This is a genomic window from Usitatibacter rugosus, assembly GCF_013003965.1.
GTDB lineage: Bacteria > Pseudomonadota > Gammaproteobacteria > Burkholderiales > Usitatibacteraceae > Usitatibacter > Usitatibacter rugosus.
This window is the reverse complement of sequence record NZ_CP053069.1, coordinates 4,424,151-4,439,030: the sequence shown is the minus strand read 5'-3', so window position 1 is coordinate 4,439,030 and position 14,880 is coordinate 4,424,151. Positions and strand designations below refer to the sequence as shown.

The 14,880-nt window shown below is 68.2% G+C and carries 16 protein-coding genes; 13 read left to right on the top strand and 3 right to left on the bottom strand.

Going from position 1 to position 14,880, the window contains the following annotated elements; genetic code table 11:
* The 5 genes from DSM104443_RS21140 to DSM104443_RS21120 all read left to right on the top strand — a co-directional run bounded on the left by DSM104443_RS21140 (position 1) and on the right by DSM104443_RS21120 (position 4,627).
* A complete protein-coding gene (locus DSM104443_RS21140; protein WP_171095896.1) occupies positions 1–846 on the top strand; it encodes a PhzF family phenazine biosynthesis protein in 846 nt (281 codons plus the stop codon).
* On the top strand, positions 843–1,415 hold the full coding sequence (locus DSM104443_RS21135) for a YqiA/YcfP family alpha/beta fold hydrolase (protein WP_171095894.1): 573 nt from the start codon (positions 843–845) through the stop codon (positions 1,413–1,415). Before DSM104443_RS21140 ends, DSM104443_RS21135 begins: the two co-directional genes overlap by 4 nt.
* Positions 1,412–3,244: a ribonuclease catalytic domain-containing protein gene (locus DSM104443_RS21130; protein ID WP_171095892.1), complete on the top strand. Its 1,833-nt coding sequence runs from the start codon at positions 1,412–1,414 to the stop codon at positions 3,242–3,244. Before DSM104443_RS21135 ends, DSM104443_RS21130 begins: the two co-directional genes overlap by 4 nt.
* 39 nt (positions 3,245–3,283) lie before the next feature.
* A complete protein-coding gene (locus DSM104443_RS21125) occupies positions 3,284–4,192 on the top strand; it encodes a cell envelope integrity TolA family protein (RefSeq protein WP_246232404.1) in 909 nt (302 codons plus the stop codon).
* Positions 4,193–4,315: 123 nt separating this feature from the next.
* Complete coding sequence (locus DSM104443_RS21120; protein ID WP_171095890.1) at positions 4,316–4,627, top strand: hypothetical protein; 312 nt, start codon at positions 4,316–4,318, stop codon at positions 4,625–4,627.
* Here DSM104443_RS21120 and DSM104443_RS21115 read toward each other — a convergent pair.
* Together DSM104443_RS21115 and DSM104443_RS21110 are read right to left on the bottom strand one after the other, a co-directional pair.
* Positions 4,624–5,403: a ferritin-like domain-containing protein gene (locus tag DSM104443_RS21115; RefSeq protein ID WP_171095889.1), complete on the bottom strand. Its 780-nt coding sequence runs from the start codon at positions 5,401–5,403 to the stop codon at positions 4,624–4,626. The two genes, DSM104443_RS21120 and DSM104443_RS21115, sit on opposite strands and share 4 nt — an antisense overlap.
* Positions 5,404–5,413: 10 nt before the next feature.
* Complete coding sequence (locus tag DSM104443_RS21110; RefSeq protein WP_171095887.1) at positions 5,414–5,830, bottom strand: hypothetical protein; 417 nt, start codon at positions 5,828–5,830, stop codon at positions 5,414–5,416.
* 127 nt (positions 5,831–5,957) lie between these two features.
* On the opposite strand from DSM104443_RS21110, the gene DSM104443_RS21105 reads away from it, so the two are divergent.
* Together DSM104443_RS21105 and DSM104443_RS21100 are read left to right on the top strand one after the other, a co-directional pair.
* The gene (locus tag DSM104443_RS21105) at positions 5,958–6,722 is read left to right on the top strand and encodes a helix-turn-helix domain-containing protein (RefSeq protein WP_171095885.1); all 765 of its coding nucleotides are present in this window, start codon (positions 5,958–5,960) and stop codon (positions 6,720–6,722) included.
* A 118-nt stretch (positions 6,723–6,840) separates the two neighbouring features.
* Positions 6,841–7,632, top strand: a complete 792-nt coding sequence (locus tag DSM104443_RS21100; RefSeq protein WP_171095883.1) for a hypothetical protein — start codon at positions 6,841–6,843, stop codon at positions 7,630–7,632.
* Here the strand turns inward: DSM104443_RS21100 and DSM104443_RS21095 are convergent.
* Positions 7,629–9,062, bottom strand: a complete 1,434-nt coding sequence (locus DSM104443_RS21095) for a cryptochrome/photolyase family protein (protein ID WP_171095881.1) — start codon at positions 9,060–9,062, stop codon at positions 7,629–7,631. The genes DSM104443_RS21100 and DSM104443_RS21095 overlap by 4 nt on opposite strands.
* A gap of 46 nt (positions 9,063–9,108) precedes the next feature.
* Between DSM104443_RS21095 and DSM104443_RS21090 the strand changes: the two genes are divergently transcribed.
* Genes DSM104443_RS21090 through DSM104443_RS21065 form a run of 6 tightly spaced genes read left to right on the top strand, consistent with a single transcriptional unit; the run spans position 9,109 to position 14,877 of the window.
* Positions 9,109–9,666 carry a YqgE/AlgH family protein gene (locus DSM104443_RS21090; RefSeq protein WP_171095879.1) on the top strand — a complete coding sequence of 186 codons (558 nt, stop codon included), beginning with the start codon at positions 9,109–9,111 and terminating at the stop codon, positions 9,664–9,666.
* Positions 9,663–10,112 carry a Holliday junction resolvase RuvX gene (gene ruvX / locus DSM104443_RS21085; protein ID WP_171095877.1) on the top strand — a complete coding sequence of 150 codons (450 nt, stop codon included), beginning with the start codon at positions 9,663–9,665 and terminating at the stop codon, positions 10,110–10,112. Before DSM104443_RS21090 ends, ruvX begins: the two co-directional genes overlap by 4 nt.
* Complete coding sequence (gene pyrR, locus DSM104443_RS21080) at positions 10,093–10,593, top strand: bifunctional pyr operon transcriptional regulator/uracil phosphoribosyltransferase PyrR (protein ID WP_171095875.1); 501 nt, start codon at positions 10,093–10,095, stop codon at positions 10,591–10,593. Before ruvX ends, pyrR begins: the two co-directional genes overlap by 20 nt.
* Positions 10,590–11,558 carry an aspartate carbamoyltransferase catalytic subunit gene (locus tag DSM104443_RS21075; protein ID WP_171095873.1) on the top strand — a complete coding sequence of 323 codons (969 nt, stop codon included), beginning with the start codon at positions 10,590–10,592 and terminating at the stop codon, positions 11,556–11,558. Before pyrR ends, DSM104443_RS21075 begins: the two co-directional genes overlap by 4 nt.
* Complete coding sequence (locus DSM104443_RS21070; protein WP_171095871.1) at positions 11,555–12,829, top strand: dihydroorotase; 1,275 nt, start codon at positions 11,555–11,557, stop codon at positions 12,827–12,829. Before DSM104443_RS21075 ends, DSM104443_RS21070 begins: the two co-directional genes overlap by 4 nt.
* A gap of 14 nt (positions 12,830–12,843) precedes the next feature.
* Complete coding sequence (locus tag DSM104443_RS21065) at positions 12,844–14,877, top strand: M3 family metallopeptidase (protein WP_171095869.1); 2,034 nt, start codon at positions 12,844–12,846, stop codon at positions 14,875–14,877.
* Positions 14,878–14,880 lie beyond the last annotated feature (3 nt).

Genomic DNA, 14,880 nt, shown 5'->3' with positions numbered 1-14,880 from the left:
ATGAAGACCTACGCCTACCGCATCGTCAATGTGTTCACCCGGGGCGGCCGCCTCACGGGCAATCCCCTCGCCGTGTTCGAGGATGCCCGCGGCATCGACGATGCCACGCAGCAGGCCCTCGCCCTGCAGATGAACCTCTCCGAGACGACGTTCATCTTCCCCTCGGACAAGGCGAACGCCCGCGTGCGCATCTACACGCCGGCCTACGAGATGCCGTTCGCCGGCCATCCCACGCTCGGCACCGCGCATGTGGTGCGCTCGCTGCAGAAGACGGGCGACGCGCTGACGCTCGAGATGAAGGCCGGCGTGATCCCGGTGAAGGCCGCGGGCGACCGCTGGACGCTGCAGGCCAACAAGGCGACGTGGCGCGAGGTGCAGGAATCGCGCGCGGAGCTGGCCGCGATGCTGGGCCTCGAGGAGCGCGACATCGCCGATCGCCCGTTGTGGGTGGCCGCGGGCAAGGAGCAACTCATCGTCCCCGTGCGCGACGCCGATGCGGTGCTGCGCGCGAAACCGGTGGCCGACGCGTTCTCGCGCCTGAAGAGCGTGGACAACCTGAGCATGGCCTACGTGGTCGCCGACGCCGGCGATGCGAAGGGCACGGTGAAGGCGCGCTTCTTCTTCCCCAAGGGGCCCGCGATCATCGAGGACCCCGCGACCGGATCGGCCTGCGCCAACCTCGGCAGCTGGTTCACGGCGATGCGCCCGGGCGCGGACATCCAGCGCGTGGTCACGCAGGGCGACGAGATCCTCCGCCCCTCGGACCTCTACCTCGCCGTGAAGGGCGGCACCGTGTTCGTCGGCGGCGACGTGATCGAGCTCGCCCGCGGCACGCTCGACATTTGAAGGCGATCGTCTACCTGCATGGGTTCATCAGCTCGCCCCTCTCGAAGAAGGCGGTGATGCTGGGCGACTATCTGAAAGGCCAGGCGCCGGACCTGCGCTATGCCGTGCCCGAGCTCCACCATCGCCCGTCGCTCGCCTTCGGGCAGATCGAGGCCGCGTGCGCGGACGTTGCGGCCGCGGACCTCACGCTGGTCGGCAGCTCGCTCGGCGGCTACTACGCCACCGTGATGGCCGAGCGCCTGGGCTGCAAGGCGGCGCTGCTGAATCCGGCCGTGCATCCGCACACGCATTTCCGCAAGTTCCTGGGGCCGCAACGCAACCTCTACACCGGCGAGAGCTTCGAGCTCACCCCGGCCCACGTCGACGACCTGCGCGACATGGACCTGGCCGCGATCTCGCGCCCGTCGCGCTACTGGCTCATCTGCGAGACCGGCGACGAGGTGCTCGACTATCGCGAAGCCGTGGCCTTCTACGCGGGCGCCTTCCAGACCGTGGAGCAGGGCGGCGACCATTCGCTGATGTCGTTCCACGAGCACGTGCCCGACCTCGTGAAGTGGGCGCGCGAATGAAGCAGGTGCTCTTCGAGGAGGACGGAAGCTTCCGCGTCGGCACGATCCTCGCGGATGCCGGCGCCACCTTCCAGGTGGAAGCCGCGCACGGCAAGCGCTCCAAGGTGAAGGCCGCGAGCATCCTGCTGCGCTTCGACAACCAGGCGCTCCAGGCGCTGATGCCCGATGCGCAGAAGCTCTCCGAGGAGATCGACCCGCAATTCCTCTGGGAAGTGTGCGGCGGCGACGAGTTCGGCTTCGAGGCGCTCGCGAAGGACTACTACGGCCACGCGCCCTCGCCCGTGGAGGCGACCGCGGTCGCGCTGCGGCTGCACGCGAGCCCGATCTTCTTCTACAAGCGCGGCAAGGGCCGATATCAAGCGGCCCAGGCGGAGAACCTGAAAGCGGCGCTCGCCGGCGTGGAGAAGAAGCGCAAGCAACAGGAACAAGTGGACGCATGGGCCGCCGAGCTCGCCGCGGACCGCGTGCCCGAGGCCATCGCCGCGAAGCTCGACACCCTCCTCTTCAAGCCGGACAAGATGGCGCTCGAGTGGCGTGCGCTGGACCAGGCCGCCACGGCCGCGGGGCTCGCTCCGCCGCGCCTGCTCGCCCGCGCCGGGGCGCTCGCCGGCCCCGAGGATTTCTTCCTGCGGCGTTTCGCGTTCGAGTTCTTCCCGCGCGGCACCGGCTTCGCGGAGGTCCCGCCGCTCACCGAGCCCGAGGGCCTTTCGCTCGCCACCGCGCGCGCCTTCTCGATCGACGACCACGAGACCACCGAGATCGACGACGCGTTCTCGGTCGAGCGTCCCGGCGACGGCACCGTGCGCGTGGGCGTGCACATCGCGGCGCCCGCGCTCTTCTTCGGCCGCGAGCATCCGCTGGAAGCGCTCGCGCGCGAGCGCCTGTCCACGGCCTATTTCCCCGGCGGCAAGATCACGATGCTGCCCGAGGCCGCGGTGGCCGCGGCCACGCTCGCGGAAGGCCGCACGGTCCCGGCCGTCTCGCTCTATCTCACGCTCGATGCGGCCACGCTCGACATCACCGCCACCGAATCGAAGGTGGAGCGGATCGAGATCGAATCGAACCTGCGGATCGGCGAGCTCGAGACGCGCCTGAACGAGGCTGCTATCGCCGCGGACCGCGTCGAGGGCGCGCACGGCGAGGATCTCCTGCTGCTGCACCGCCTCGCGGGGCGGCTGCGCGTCGCGCGCGGCGCCAAGGAGGAGAAGGGCGATCGCGTCGACTACACGATCCGCGTCGCCGACGGCCGCGTGTCGGTCGAGCCGCGGCGGCGCGGCACGCCCATCGACACGCTCGTGGCCGAGCTGATGATCCACGTGAATGCGACGTGGGGAAAATTGCTCGCCGAGCGCGGCGTGACCGGCATGTATCGCAACCAGCGCGGCATCAAGACACGCATGGAAGTCGAGCCCGGTAGCCACGAATGGCTCGGCGTCTCCCACTACGCGTGGTCGAGCTCGCCGCTGCGCCGCTTCTCGGATCTCGCGAACCAGCGCCAGCTCGTCGCGGCGCTCGGATTCGCGCCGCCTCCCTACTCGAAGGACGACCTCGCCGCCGCCGCCCGCGATTTCGAGACGGTGTACGAGGCGTACAACGAGCACCAGCGCACGCTCGAGCGCCACTGGGTGCTGCGCTACCTCCTCCAGGAGGGCATCGCGGAGTCGGATGCCACGGTGATCCGCGAGGAGCTCGTGCGCCTCGAGGGCCTGCCGCTGGTGTGCCGCGCGATCGGCCTCCCGCCGGTGGCGCCCGGCGAAAAGGTCCGCATCGCCTTCGGCGAGCCCGACCTGTGGGACCCCTCCGTGCTATGCCGCTATGCGGGGAAATAGGGGTCCCGCCGTCACGATTCGCCTTTAGAATTGCAACTCATGCAAGTGCGTACCGCGTCACCGGATGCCGTCCTTTCGTTTTCCGACTTCCTGCTCGAGAAGTTCGGGCTCGTCGCCTCCATGCAGGCGTCGCTGGTCGTTTCCCTCGCCATCCACGTGGCGCTGATCATCGGGCTCGGCTTCAAGTTCATCGACATGCGCAAGTGGGATGCGCCGCACAACGTCCTCGACGTGGTGCTGGTGAACTCCAAGAGCGCCACCAAGCCCGTCAAGGCCGACGCGCTCGCCCAGGCCAACCTGGACGGCGGCGGCAACACCGACGAGAAGCTGCGCGCCAAGACCCCGTTTCCCACGCTGAAGGACCAGCAGCAGGACATGCGCGATGCCCAGGCGCGCGTGAAGCAGCTGGAGCAGGAGCAGAAGGAGCTGATGACGCGCCTCGCCTCCGCAGTGCAGGTGACGGTGCCCACGCCCTCGCCGCAAGGCGACGTGAAGGCCGACGACACGGCGCGCGATCTCGTCGAGAAGCGCCTCGAGATCGAGCGCCTGGAGGCGCAGATCCGCCGCGAGCACCAGGCCTACCAGGAGCGGCCGAAGAAGAAATTCGTCGGCGCTCGCGCATCGGAATACCGCTTCGCCGTGTACGTGGACAACTGGCGGCTCAAGATCGAGCGCATCGGCAACCTCAACTATCCGGAAGAGGCGCGCCGGAACAAGCTCTACGGATCGCTGCAGCTCACGGTGGGCATCAAGGCGAACGGCGAGGTGGAATCGATCGAGGTGAACAAGAGCTCGAAGAACAAGGTGCTGGACCAAGCCGCGATCCGCATCGTCCGCCTGGCCGCGCCCTTCGACCGCTTCCCCGACAACATCCGGGCCGACACCGACATCCTGTACATCACCCGCACGTGGACCTTCACACGCGGTGACCAGGTGGTCGCCGAATAGCGACACCGTCACGCCGCGGTCACGCCTCGCGACCGCCGCAAGGCAACGGGACAAACCGTTACGGACAGGCCGGTCGCAGCGGGATCAAGCTGGGGGCGCCTTCCAACGAGACTGGAGATCCCCATGAGAAACCTCCTCGTCACCACCGCCCTCGTCCTCGCCTCGGGCGCCGCGTTCGCCGATGCCGTCACTACCCAGCCCATCGCAGCGGCTTCCACCGTCATCGCGACCCAGGCCGGTGAGACGGGCCACATGGCCCGCCTCTACCAGCGCTATTGCGACAAGCTGCGCGAAGGCCCCGAGGCCTACGCCGCGTTCGTGAAGCGGATGAACACCATCACCGGCTACACGTTCACGGAGTTCCAGCCTTCGAGCCCGTTCGACACCGTGCGCTACCAGTGCCGTGAGGGCTCGGCCGCCCTCGCGCAGCGCTAGACCACGACCTGCATCTCGAACTTCATCGCGAGACCCACGCCGCGCGCGATCCAGCGCCCGGCGGCCGAGGTCTCGGCGAGGGGCTTCAGCATCATCAGCCGCGCCGATTCGCTCGGGAAATGCGCGCGTAGCGCCTCCCGGGCGAGGGCCGTCGCGCCTTCGACCTCGAGGGGCGCGAAGGGCAGCTCGCGGCTGTAGCCGTAGTTCACGTAGCGAAGCGCCGTACCGGCGTCCTCGACCTGCGCCTTGTCGCGCCGGCCGAAGAGCGCGCCGCAGACCTCGAGCGCACCGAGCCGTTCGGAGGCGCGATAGCGGCGGAACTCGCGGAAGAAGACCTTGTAGTGGCGCACCTCGTCCTCGTACATCGAGCGGAAGAGGGCGGCGTCGCCCGCGTCGGTCGAGTACGCGGAGAGCGCGCGATAGAGCATCGCCGCCTGGCATTCGGTCACGCAGCGCGAAAGCATCTCGCGGGCGGGCGTGGGCCGCAGCAGGTGCGGGCCGCAATACGTCGTGTACTCGCGCAGGAAGGCGTCGTACGCGTCCTCCCAGCGGTACTCGGGCCAGCGCCGCGCGAGCAGCTCGCGCATCGCGCGCCCGTGGCCGGATTCCTCGGGCTCCCAGGTGGCATCGAGCCACTCCAGGAAAGCCGGGTCGCCGGCGAACATCGTGCGCAGCTCCCGCGTGTAGAGCGGGACGCTGGATTCCAGGAAGGAGGAGACTGCCGCCGCGTAGAACACCACGCGGTCGCACCGCTCGCGTTCGTGCGTCGTCGTCATGGATGTCCCCTCAGGCTTCGGCCGAATCGGCTTCGGGCGTCGGGAACGGACCTTCGGAATCGTCGTCCGCCGTTTCTTCCACGCGGCAGTCGTTGGCGAGGCCGACGCGCTGCTTCGCTTCCTCACGCACGCGCTTCATCACGTAGTTGCGCGCATAGCCCTTCGGGTCGAGCGCGAAGCCCACCCATTTCGGGATCTTCACGCCGGCTTCCTCGCTCACCTTCTCGATCACGAAGCCGGTGGGGTTCATCGCGATGTCGTATACGCGCTTCACCGGGCGGAGGTCGTGCTCGATGCGGGTGATCTCGCGGACCGCCTCGTGGCGGCAGAGATCGATGGCGGGGGAAGTTTCCGTGCCCTCTTCTTCGGCCATCGCGAGGGCGGGGGCGGCGGAAACGAGCAGGGCGGCGATCAGGGTGCGGTTCATGTTCGGCTTCCTTGCGGTTCCGTGCACATGCACGTGGAGCGGAGTATGGCGGGGCGGGATTGGATAACAAGACGAACATGCAGTAGTATCGTAAATCAATACCTACTGTCTCGACCCCCTGATACCCATGCGAGAAGACCCCCAGACATCCGGCCTCGTCGAGGTCCTGAAGAAGCTCCTCAAGGCCCGTGGCGCCACGTACCGCGACCTCGCACGCGCCCTGGAGCTCTCCGAGCCCAGCGTGAAGCGGCTCTTCTCCGAGCGCACCTTCACGCTCCAGCGGCTGGAGCAGGTGTGCGCGTTCCTGGAGGTGGATTTCTTCGAGGTGGCGAAGCTCGCGCGCGGTGCCACCGCGGGCTCCGACCAGATGACGATCGCGCAGGAGACGGCGCTCGCGGCCGATCCGAAGCTGCTGGGCATGTTCTACCTCTGCTACAACGACTGGCAGCTCGCCGACATGCTCGAGGGCTACCACCTCACGCGCCCGGAGGCGCTGAAGCTGCTGCTGAAGCTGGACAAGGTCGGCCTGATCGAGCTGCAGCCGGGTGACGCGGTCCGCCTCAAGGTGCCGAAGACCGTGCGGCTGCGCCACGACGGGCCGATCCGCAAGGCGCACGGCAAGAGCGTGGTGACGAGCTTCATCCTCGCCGACTTCGTCGAGGCCGGCGGACTCTTCCGCTTCGAGTTCCGCGAGCTCTCGCGCGCTTCCTTCGAGCTGCTGCAGCGGCGCCTGAACCGCGTGGCCGCGGAATTCAACGAGCTCGCGGAGCTGGACAGCTACCTCCCTTCGGACCAGCGCACGACCATCGGCATGGCCCTCGGCATCCGGCCCTGGACGATGTCGTGGGTCACGGGCCTCAAGTCGCGCAAGGAGAAACCCGCGCCCGCCTGAAAACCCCCGCACGGCAACGCTTCGCTCCACGCCAGCCGTATTTCGTCACAAACCATTACCCGGTTCCTTGCGCGGATCTGTAGCCTGCCGTTTCCCCAATCCAACACCGCGTCCGACCTTGAAAAAAATCCTCGCGCTCCTCGCCGCCGCGGGCCTGATGCTGGGCTCGCTCAACGCCGCCGCCGCGGCCGCCAACTACTCCGATACCTGGTGGAATCCGCAGGAAGTCGGCACCGGCCTGCAGATGGTCCAGCAGGGCGAGACCGCCTTCGTCACGCTCTATACCTACGGCAGCAACAACGAGCCGCTCTGGCTCGTCGCTTCGGACGCGCGCGTCTATGCGTACACGTCTTCCGGACGGCCGGCCTTCCGCGGCACGCTCTACCGCACGCGGGGCACACCCTTCAGCGACACGCACCGCAACGCCGATACGCAGACGATCCCCGTCGGCGAGATCTTCCTCACCGCGACCGACGACAACGCGCTGGCCATCCAGTACACGGTGAACAACATCACGGTGGCGAAGCAGCTGGAGCGCCTCACCTTCTCGCGCACGGGCGGCGCCGGGAACTACATCGGCTCGTTCACGCTGCGCCTGTCGCCCAACGACACGTCGCCCCCGTACGGAACACGGGAATACAACGCCGATTTCCTTCTGATCATCGGTGAAGGAGACCAGGCGGTGCTGCGCGTCGAGGAACCCATCGGCGGGCTCTGCGATTACCGCGGCCCGTACACGCAGGCCGGCCGTTACGGATCGTTCGCCGGGAGCTACACCTGCCTGACGGGAGACTCGGGCCAGTTCCAGGTGGCGCAGCTCGAGTTCACCGACGGCGGCGTGACCGGCACGCTGAACCTGGCGGGCCGCGACGGCCTGGGCCGCGGCCGCTTCGGCGCCGTTCGACGCTAGGTCGCGCCCTTCACCTTGCCGTACAGCGCGAGGGCTTTCTCGCGCTGCACGGCGTGATCCACCACCGGCGCGGGATAGTCCTGCCCGATGACGCATCCCGAAGCCGCCTGCTTCACGGCATCCATCGTCCACGGCGCGTGGATGAATGCGTCGGGCACGTTCGCGAGCTCCGGCAGGTAGCGGCGGATGAAGCGGCCCTTCGGGTCGAAGCGCTCCGATTGCGTGACCGGATTGAAGATGCGGAAGTAAGGCTGCGCATCGCATCCCGTCGATGCGGCCCACTGCCAGCCGCCGTTGTTCTGCGCGAGGTCGAAGTCGTTCAGGTTCTCGGCGAAATAGCGCTCCCCCTTTCGCCAGTCGACGAGCAGGTCCTTGGCCAGGAACGACGCGACGACCATCCGCAGGCGGTTGTGCATATAGCCCGTCGTGTTGATCTGGCGCATCGCGGCGTCCACGAGCGGATAGCCCGTGTTGCCTTCGCACCACGCGGCGAAGAGCGCGGGATCGTCGGGCCAGCGGATCGCCTCGTACTCGCGGCGGAACGGCCCCTCGGCGGCATGCGGGTGGTGCCACAACACCTGGAAGTAGAAGTCGCGCCACACCAGCTCCGAGAGCCATGTCGCCGGCCCGAGCCCCTTCGCTGCGCGGGCACGCCGCGCCAGCTCGCGGATCGACACCGTGCCGAAGCGGTTGTGCACCGAGAGATACGACACGCCCTTCACGCCGGGGAAGTCGCGGGCCTTGTGATAGTCGTGCATGCGCGGCTCGAAATTCGCGAGCAACGCGCGGGCACCCGCCGTGCCCGGAACCACGCCCACCGTGGAGAGGTTCGTGGCCTCGAAGCCGAGGTCCTCGAGCGAGGGCATCGAAGCGGGAAGAGGTGAAGGGGCGAGAGCGCCGGCATGCTTCGCAACCGGATAGGCACCCAGGAAGAAGTCATCCACCTTCTCGAGCCAGGCGTTCTTGTAGGGCGTGAAGACGGAGAACGGCTGGCTCGCGCGGGTCAGCACCTCGTCCTTGTCGAACACGGCCTGGTCCTTGGCGCGGTGCATCCGCCGGCCCGCCGCGGCCAGCAGCTTGTCCACGGCGGCATCCCTCGCGATGGCATCCGGTTCGTAGTCCTCGTTGGCGAAGACCGCATCGACACCGAGCTCCGCGGCAAGGCGTGGAATGGCTTCGCGTGCGCGGTCGTGCAGGATGTGCAGGTCCCCGCCGTGGGATCGCAAGGCTTCGCGCAGCTCCACGACCGAGGCATGGATGAACTCCACCCGCCGGTCCGATCGCGTCGGCAACGCGTCGAGGATCTCGCGGTCGAAGACGAAGACGCAGTGGACCCGGCGGGCCGAGGTGAGCGCGTAGTAGAGCCCGGCATTGTCCTCGACGCGCAGGTCGCGGCGGAACCAGAACAGGGCGGCCGGATAAGGCTTCATTTTTCGCTGGGGGGTCGGAAAGGCTAGAATACGCGACGGCCTGTCGATGCAAACGATCAACCTCACCCGGCATTTCCTGATCGCCATGCCCGCCATGGCGGACCCGAATTTTTCCCGCACGCTCACCTTCGTGTGCGAGCACAACGAACGCGGTGCGCTCGGCATCGTCGTGAACAGGCCCATCGACGTGACCCTCGGAGCGCTCTTCAAGCAGGTCGAGATCCCGCTCGGCGCCACCGACCTCGCCGACCAGCCGGTCTTCTACGGGGGACCGGTCCAGTTCGACCACGGCTTCGTGCTCCACCGCCCGCTGGGCGCGTGGAAATCCACGTTGCCCGTCGGCGACACGGGGCTCACCACCTCCATCGACATCCTCGAGGCGATGGCCGGCGGCAAGGGTCCGCGCGAGCAGCTCGTGGCCCTGGGTTACGCCGGCTGGGCCGCGGGCCAGCTCGAGGACGAGATCCAGCGCAACGGCTGGCTCACCGTCGCCGCCGACCTGGGCGTCGTCTTCGACGTGCCGCCCGAGGATCGCTACGATGCGGCGATGAAGATGCTCGGCATCAACGCGGCCAACCTCTCCGACGAGGCCGGGCACGCGTGACGCAACCCGAGCCGTCCTCGACCCTCCTCGGCTTCGATTTCGGCGAGAAGCGCATCGGCATCGCGGTCGGCGAGACATTGACCGGCATCGCGCATCCGCTGATGGGTCTCGATTCCGAAGCCAACGACCGCCGCTTCGCATTGATCGAGAAGCTGGTGCTCGACTGGAAGCCCCAGGCCTTCGTCGTCGGCCGGCCGCGCCACGCCGACGGCGGCGAGCATCCGATCGCGAAGCTCGCCGAGAAATTCGGCCGCCGCCTCGCGGGCCGCTTCAACCTGCCGGTCACCTTCGTCGACGAGACGCTCTCCTCCGCCGAGGCCGAAGCGCAGATGCGCGAGCAGCACGCGCGCATCCGTGCCAAGCAGGACGTGGACGCGCTCGCCGCAGCCGTCATTCTCCAAAGCTACCTGGACGATCCCAACGCGCATGAGCGCCTCGCTACCTGATCCCGAGCGCCTCGTCGAAGCCCTCGCGGCCAAGATGAAGGACGTCATCACGCCCGACGCCGGCATGGTCGGCATCTACACCGGCGGTGCGTGGGTCGCCGAAAGGCTGCACCGCGCCCTCGGCTGCAAGGTGCCGCTGGGCACGCTCGCCGTCACGCTGCATCGAGACGACTTCGGCCGCATCGGGCTGCATCGCGAATCGCGGCGCAGCCAGATCCCGTTTCCCGTCGACGGGCGCGAGATCATCCTCGTCGACGACGTGCTGCACACGGGTCGCACGATCCGCGCCGCGCTGAACGAGCTCTTCGACTTCGGCCGCCCGATGGCGGTGCGCCTCGCGGTGCTCGCCAATCGCGGCGGGCGCGAGCTGCCCGTCTCGCCGGACTGGCTCGGCGCCGACGTCGAGGTGGACCGCGAGGAGGAGCTGGTGCTCTCCAACGACGGCGGCAAGCTGCGCTTCGCGGCGGTGAAGCGGCCATGAACGCGAGCCTGCAGCTGGACGCGCAGGGGCGCCTGCGCCATCTCCTCACGACCGAGGGCCTGCCCGCGGCGATGATCCGCCACATCCTCGACACCGCCGACCAGTTCGTCTCGGTGAACGAGCGCGAGGTGAAGAAGCTGCCGCTGCTGCGCGGCAAGGCGATCTTCAACGTCTTCTTCGAGAATTCCACCCGTACGCGCACGACGTTCGAGATCGCCGCCAAGCGCCTCTCGGCCGACGTGATCAACCTCAACATCGGCGCGTCGTCCACGTCGAAGGGCGAAACGCTGCTGGACACCGTCTACAACCTGCAGGCGATGGACGCGGACATGTTCGTGGTCCGCCACGCGCAGTCCGGTGCCCCGCACCTGATCGCACGGCACGTGAAGCCCGGTGTCGCGGTGATCAACGCGGGCGACGGCCGCCACGCGCACCCGACGCAGGGCCTGCTCGACATGTACACCATCCGCCACTACAAGAAGGACTTCTCCGGCCTCACGGTGGCGATCGTGGGCGACGTGCTGCACTCGCGCGTCGCGCGCTCGCAGATCCACGCGCTGAAAACGCTCGGTGTGCCGGAGCTTCGCGTGGTCGGGCCGAAAACGCTCATCCCGGCCGACGTCGAACGCATGGGTGTGCGCGTGTTCCACGACATGGACGCCGGCATCAAGGATTGCGATGTCGTGATCATGCTTCGCCTGCAGAACGAGCGCATGAACGGCGCGCTGCTGCCCTCGGCGGGCGAGTTCTACAAGGCCTACGGGCTCAACGCGTCGAAGCTCGCGAAGGCGAAGCCCGACGCGATCGTGATGCACCCCGGCCCGATGAACCGCGGCGTGGAGATCGAATCGAGCGTCGCCGACGGACACCAGAGCGTGATCCTGCCGCAGGTGACCTTCGGCATCGCGGTGCGCATGGCGGTGATGTCGATCCTCGCGGGCCAGGCCCCGGGGGGCAGCGCATGAAGATCGAGATCCGCGGCGCCCGCCTGGTCGACCCCGCCGCCAACACCGAGGCCAACGCCTCGCTCTTCATCGCCGAGGGCCGCATCGCCTCGACCGGGAAGGCGCCCGACGGCTTCAAGCCCGACGAGGTGATCGAGGCCGGCGGTTTGGTGCTCTGCCCCGGCCTGGTCGATCTCGCGGCGCGCCTTCGCGAGCCCGGGTTCGAATACAAGGCCACGCTCGAATCGGAGATGCGCGCGGCGGTCGCCGGCGGCGTCACCACGCTCGCTTGCCCGCCGGATACCGACCCGCCGCTCGATGAGCCCGGGTTGGTAGAGATGCTCACGCGCCGCGCGGCCTCGCTGCACCAGGCGCGCGTCCATCCGCTGGGCGCGCTCACCGTGGGACTGAAGGGCGAGAAGCTCGCCGAAATGCTCGAGCTCACCGAGGCCGGCTGCGTGGGCTTCTTCCAGGCGAACGCGCCCATCCGGGACCTCTCCGTCCTGCTGCAGGCGATGCGTTACGCCTCGACGTTCGGCTTCACCGTGTGGCTGCGTCCGCAAGTGGCCGATCTCGCGAGGGACGGCGTCGCGCACGAAGGCGAGGTCGCCACGCGCCTGGGCCTGGCGCCGATCCCAGCGATCGCCGAGACCATCGCCGTGCGCGCCATCGTCGAGCTGATGGGTGTGACCGGAGCCCGCGTGCATCTCGCGCGCCTTTCGTCCGCGCGCTCGGTGGCGCTGGTGGCGGAAGCGAAAGCGAAAGGCCTGCCCCTCACCTGCGACGTCGGCATCTACCATTTGCATCTCAGCGACCGCGACATCGGTGAGTTCGATCCCCTGGCCAACTTCGTGCCGCCGCTGCGCGATCCGCGCGACCGCGATGCGCTCCGCAAGGGCGTGGCCGACGGCACGATCGACGCGATCTGCTCCGACCACACGCCCGTCGACGACGACGAGAAGCTGGTGCCGTTCGCCGAGGCCACGCCGGGCGCCACGGGGCTGGAACTGCTGCTGCCCCTGGTACTCCAATGGGGATCGGAGTCGGGGCTGAAGCTTCCGGCCACGCTGGGTGCGGTGACGCACCGCCCCGCGCGCATCCTCGGCGCGGAAGCGGGCACGCTCGCCCCCGGGGCGGCGGCCGACCTCTGCCTCTTCGATCCGAAATCGCCCTGGATCGTCTCGCCGCTCGCGCTGGCAAGCCAGGGCAAGAACACGCCCTTCATGGGTCTCGAGCTCTCCGGCCGCGTCGCGAGGACGCTGGTCGGGGGGCGTACCGTTCACCTCGCCTGAAGACTTCAACGACCATGCCGAACCCGCTCCTCGATTTTTCCGGATTGCCGCGCTTCGCCGAGATCCGTCCCGAACACGTCGCCCCCGCGATCGACACGCTGATCGCCGAGGGTCGCGCCACGATCGACCGCCTCGTCGCCGGGGATGCTCCGCCCACGTGGGAGAACTTCGTGGAGCCGCTCGACGACGCGAACGAGCGCCTCGCGCGCGCGTGGTCGCAAGTGAGCCACCTGAACGTCGTCGTGAACACGCCGGAGCTCCGCGACGCCTACAACGCGGTCCTTCCCGTCGTCACGCAGTTCTTCGCCGAGCAGGGCCAGGACCAGCGCCTGCACGCACGCTTCAAGGCGCTGCGCGCCTCCCCGGGTTTCGAAGCGATGACCGTCGCGAGAAAGCGCCTGGTGGAAAACGAGCTCCGCGACTTCCGCCTGGGCGGCGCCGAGCTCCCGCCCGAACAGAAGAAGCGCTTCATGGAAGTGCAGGAGGAGCTGGCGAAGCTTTCGTCTCGTTTCCAGGACAATGTGTTGGACGCCACCAACGACTTCGCGCTGTACGTCACCGACGAGGCGCGGCTCTCCGGCATCCCGGCCGATGTGCTCGCCACCGCGAAGCAGGCCGCGCAGAAGGACGGCAAGGAGGGCTGGAAGCTCACCCTGCACATGCCTTCGTACATGCCGGTGATGCAATACGCCGACGACGCGAAGCTTCGTCGCGACCTGTATCGCGCCTACGTCACGCGCTCCTCCGAGATGGGCAAGCCCGAGTGGGACAACTCCGCGATCATCACGCGCCTGCTGGAATTGCGCCGCGAAAGCGCGCAGTTGCTCGGCTTCGGCGACTACGCCGAAGTCTCCCTCGCCACCAAGATGGCCGCGAAGCCGCAGGAGGCGATCGCGTTCCTGGAGGACCTCGCCCGCCGCGCCAAGCCGTTCGCCGAACGCGACATGGCCGAGGTGCGTGAATTCGCGCGGGCCGAGCTCGGCATGGCCGACGTCGAGACACCCGACCTGGGCTATGTGAGCGAGAAGCTCCGCCAGAAGCGCTACGCCTTCTCCGACCAGGAAGTGAAGCAGTACTTCCCGGAGGACGCCGCGCTGGGCGGCCTCTTCCGCGTGATCGAGACGCTCTACGGCCTCACCGTGCGCCGCTCCGAGGGCGAGACCTGGCACAAGGACGTCGGCCTCTACACGCTCACCGATGCCTCGGGCGGCCTCGTGGGCCGCTTCTACCTCGACCTCTATGCGCGCGAAGGCAAGCGCGGCGGAGCGTGGATGGACGACGCGATCAACCGCCGTCGCCTCTCCTCGGGCGTGCAGACGCCGGTCACCTACCTCACCTGCAATTTCTCGGGCCCGGTCGACGGCAAGCCCGCGCTCTTCACGCACAACGAGGTCACCACGCTCTTCCACGAGTTCGGCCACGGGCTTCACCTGCTGCTCACGCAGGTCGATGAGCTGGGCGTGTCGGGGCTGAACGGCGTCGAGTGGGATGCGGTCGAGCTCCCGAGCCAGTTCATGGAGAACTTCTGCTGGGAATGGGACGTCGTGCGCCACATGACGCGCCACGTCGAGACGGGCGAGCCCATCCCGCGCGCGCTCTTCGACAAGATGATCGCCGCGAAGAACTTCCAGACCGGCCTGGGCTTCATGCGCCAGCTCGAGTTCGCGCTGTTCGACATGCGAGTGCACGCGGACTTCGATCCGGCGGGCGGCACGGTGATGGAGCTCTTGGACCGCGTGCGCTCGGAGGTCTCGGTGCTGCGGCCCCCGGAGTTCAACCGCTTTCCGCACCAGTTCTCGCACATCTTCGCGGGGGGCTACGCGGCCGGCTACTACAGCTACAAGTGGGCCGAGGTGCTCTCCGCGGATGCCTACGGTGCGTTCGAGGAGGCGGGCGTCCTCTCGGCCGAGGCCGGCGCCCGGTTCCGGCGCGAGATCCTCGCCGCGGGCGGCAGCCGCCCGGCACTGGAGTCCTTCGTCGCATTCCGCGGCCGCAAGCCGCAGATCGACGCGCTCCTGCGGCATAATGGAATGACGGCAACGGCCTGAAGG